General features: G+C 52.2%; 4 protein-coding genes. All 4 read left to right on the top strand.

Features of this window, described 5'->3' with window-relative positions; translation table 11 throughout:
* Nucleotides 1-133 precede the first annotated feature (133 nt).
* Nucleotides 134-1,534: a 3' terminal RNA ribose 2'-O-methyltransferase Hen1 gene (locus ACXWUF_RS20715; protein WP_458496453.1), complete on the top strand. Its 1,401-nt coding sequence runs from the start codon at nt 134-136 to the stop codon at nt 1,532-1,534.
* A gap of 61 nt (nt 1,535-1,595) precedes the next feature.
* On the top strand, nt 1,596-2,750 hold the full coding sequence (locus ACXWUF_RS20710) for a hypothetical protein (RefSeq protein ID WP_458496452.1): 1,155 nt from the start codon (nt 1,596-1,598) through the stop codon (nt 2,748-2,750).
* Nucleotides 2,751-2,877: 127 nt separating this feature from the next.
* Nucleotides 2,878-3,183 (top strand): hypothetical protein, encoded by a 306-nt coding sequence (locus tag ACXWUF_RS20705; RefSeq protein WP_458496451.1) that lies wholly within the window; start codon nt 2,878-2,880, stop codon nt 3,181-3,183.
* 82 nt (nt 3,184-3,265) lie between these two features.
* Nucleotides 3,266-3,430, top strand: a 165-nt coding sequence (locus tag ACXWUF_RS20700) for a type II toxin-antitoxin system TacA family antitoxin (protein ID WP_458496454.1), incomplete at its 3' end; no start/stop codon positions are given.

Here is a 3,430-nt window from a genome sequence, read left to right as displayed (position 1 = left end):
GGGCGCTGATTGCTGAATTACGTCCAAACTAAAGTTCGGACTCCGACTGAACCCGGCCTCCCAGGTGAGTTCCGTTGACATGTCTCCCCCGCTCTGCAAGGCTTGCCGTAATCTGCCTTAAGAGTACCCCGTCATGTTGCTGAACCTCACCACCATCCACCAGCCCGCCACCGATCTGGGCTATTTGCTGGGCAAGAACCCGGCCCGCTGCCAAAGCTTCTCCCTCAATTTCGGTCAGGCCCACGTCTTCTACCCGGAAGCGCGAGACGACCGCTGCACCGCCTCGCTGCTGCTGGACCTGGACCCGGTGGGGTTGGTGCGGGGCTGGAACGGCCCCGTCGGCGAGGGCGGGATGCTGGCCCAGTACGTTAATGAACGGCCCTATGTGGCCTCGTCTTTTTTCAGCGTCGCCATCGCGCAGATTTACCGCTCCGCCCTGAACGGCGACAGCCGCGAACGGCCCGACTTGGCGCAAACGCCCATTCCCTTGGAAGCCGAGCTTCCCGTGCTGCCCAGCCGGGGCGGCGAGGACTTTCTGCGCCGCTTGTTCGAGCCGTTGGGCTACATGGTCGAAGCCCGCCGCTTGCCGCTGGACGAGCGCTTCCCGGACTGGGGCGACAGCCCGTATTTCGCGGTGACGCTGACCGCCACCTGTCGGCTGCGGGATTTGCTGGCCCATTTGTATGTGCTGCTGCCGGTACTGGACAACGACAAGCATTATTGGGTGGGCCAGGACGAGTTGGAGAAGCTGCTGGCGCGGGGCGAGGGCTGGCTGGCCGGGCATCCCGAGAAGGACGCCATCGCCAGCCGTTATCTGAAACACCAGCGGCCCTTGCTGCGCGAAGCCTTGGCGCGGCTGGTGGGTGAGGACGATCTCGACCCGGAAGCCAGCGAGGCCGCACGGGGGCGGGATGAAGAGCAATTGGAAGAGCGCATCAGCCTCAATCAGGCGCGGATTGGCGCGGTGGTGGCGGCGCTCAGGCAGGCCGGGGCGCGGCGGGTGGTGGATTTGGGGTGCGGGGAGGGGCGGCTGTTGGGCGTGCTGTTGAAGGACGCGGCCTTCGAGCGGGTCGAGGGTTTCGATGTGTCGCACCGGGCGCTGGAAATCGCCCACGACAAGCTGAATCTGGACCGGCTGCCGCCCAAGCTGCGGGAGCGTATCGCCTTGCATCAGGGCGCCCTGACGTATCGGGATGCGCGGCTGGCGGGGTTCGACGCGGCTTGCGCCATCGAGGTGATCGAGCATCTTGACCCGCCCCGGTTGCCAGCGTTTGAGCGGGTGGTGTTCGAGTTCGCGAAGCCACCCACGGTGATCGTGACCACGCCGAATGTGGAGTACAACGTGCGGTTCGAAAATCTGCCAGCGGGGAAGCGGCGGCACCGCGACCATCGGTTCGAGTGGACCCGGCGGGAGTTCCGGGAATGGGCGGAGGCAGTGGCGGAACGGTTCGGGTATCGGGTGCGGTTTTTGCCGGTGGGGGCGGAGGATGCGGAGGTGGGGAGTGCTACGCAGATGGGGGTGTTTTCGAAATAAATTTGGCCTTACTTTTTGGTAAACGGGTATGCATATTCCTAGTAGACGAATTCACAGAAGAATGAGATCAGAAAGAGTGGGCATTTGGTATGTTCCCGCAAAAGGTTCCGATGATTTTGCGCTCCTTATTAAAGCGCCAACATCAAACATTAAAGCTTTAATAGCTGGATGTCCTTTAAATCTTTCCTTTGGTAGAAGGAACAATTATTTAATTGCTGCTGCCAGAATCTATGATATTCCGGGGTTGCCAACAAATATTTTTCAAGTGCAGCGTGATACTGAGGAGCAAGCGGCACTTTTAAATATTCTTAAATCTCGACGATTCCCAATTTTTTTGTTTAACGAAATGGATATCTGTCATGCATGGACTAATGCTAATATTTCCAATTTTGATGCGGTAAAGTTAATTGATTTTATATGTCCTATAGCTTCCCTCTATGCTGGACCATTTACCGACAATGCTTCTCATGCTTTGGATTGTTTTTATTTTACTATCGACGATACTCAAGCTATCCATGGGGCGACTACCTTGGAAGTTTTAGAGGTAGCTCCTGTACTGGAAACTTGGCGAACAATCGAAATAAATTTTGTGGGATTAAGGGGCAGTCAATCTGTTCTTATTGATAATAATGATGAAGGAGAGGTGCTTGAAAGGCTAATTTGGGCCTCTCTTATATCTAGTTTTTCGCCTAACTTATACAAAAGCCCTCAAGTAAAAATTGGCAAGAAATGGCGTCAATTGACGGATGTCTTAGCTTTTTATGATCTCGGTGTTTTTCTTTTTGAATCAAAGGATTTATCTGTGTTTTTATCAGGATACGAAAGGAGTCAAGACAGAAGGACTAAAGGTGTTCAGAAGCAGATAAAAAAAGCTATAGATCAGCTAATAGGTGCTTCTAAGGCATTAAAACGCGGGGAGATGATTGCCGACGATGCAGGAGCGGCTATAAATGTAGATCGACTTAAGCCATTTCATTGCATGGTATTGGTTACGGAGCTTATGTTTGATGGAGACTGGACAGACATTCAGGAGCGACTTATCGCGGCAACAAAAGAAACTAATGATTTTTTTCATTTACTGGATGTCGACGAATTGGTTACATTGCTTAAATGCAGTAGTGGAAAGGCAGAGATTTTTGATTATAACCTTATGGAGCGATGGAAGGCATTCATAGAGAGGAAAAGCGTCCATATTAGAGTTCGTCCGAAGCTATAAGTCACGTAGGTCGGGCATGTATTACCATGCCCGACGCTTGCCTCGCCGATAGGTTTTTTCGGACATGAATACATGCCCGACCTACGTCCCTTCAGGCTAAATCGAAAAAGTTTTAGGAGAAACCAGAATGTTATCCTTAAAAATCGACTACGAAGTCCCAGAAGACCGCCGCCTGTTTATCCAGTTGCCAGAAGGTGTCAAACCTGGAAAGCATCAAATAATCGTGGTTGTGGATAATTCCGAAGAAAATACTGAATTCTCTTCTGAACAGGCATCATCAGTCGCCATTGCTGACCATAACCACCAAATGCAAGAGTCAGAGCATGGCACACCGATTATAAGACTAAACCCCGCCAAAGGCTTATTGAATCCGGCTTCGTCGGATGCGGAGCGGCTAATCCCGCGCTTTCGGAAAACCACAAATCGCGATTAACCTATTGATAACGGAGATTCCAAGCATGGCTACCACTCACCTAACACACGACGAACATATTGATCTATAAATCAGCGGCGATTTGAAAAACCTGTTATTAAGGGCGGCGGCTTATTCTGGTATGTCGTTATCCAATTTCTTAGTATCGACTGGCCGGGATCGAGCTAGGCAAATCATCGCAGAAAACGAAACCGTGACGTTTTCTTCCCAAGATTGGGAGGCTTTTCTGGCTCGACTTGATGCACCG

This window comes from Methylomagnum sp. (assembly GCF_054333355.1).
Note: the sequence above shows the minus strand (reverse complement) of the source record. Positions and strands in the feature narration are given on the sequence as shown.

Coding starts and splice junctions, on each gene's coding strand:
- ACXWUF_RS20715 (WP_458496453.1), top strand. CDS start 134: ATGTTGCTGAACCTCACCACCATCCACCAGCCCGCCACCGATCTGGGC.
- ACXWUF_RS20710 (WP_458496452.1), top strand. CDS start 1,596: ATGAGATCAGAAAGAGTGGGCATTTGGTATGTTCCCGCAAAAGGTTCC.
- ACXWUF_RS20705 (WP_458496451.1), top strand. CDS start 2,878: ATGTTATCCTTAAAAATCGACTACGAAGTCCCAGAAGACCGCCGCCTG.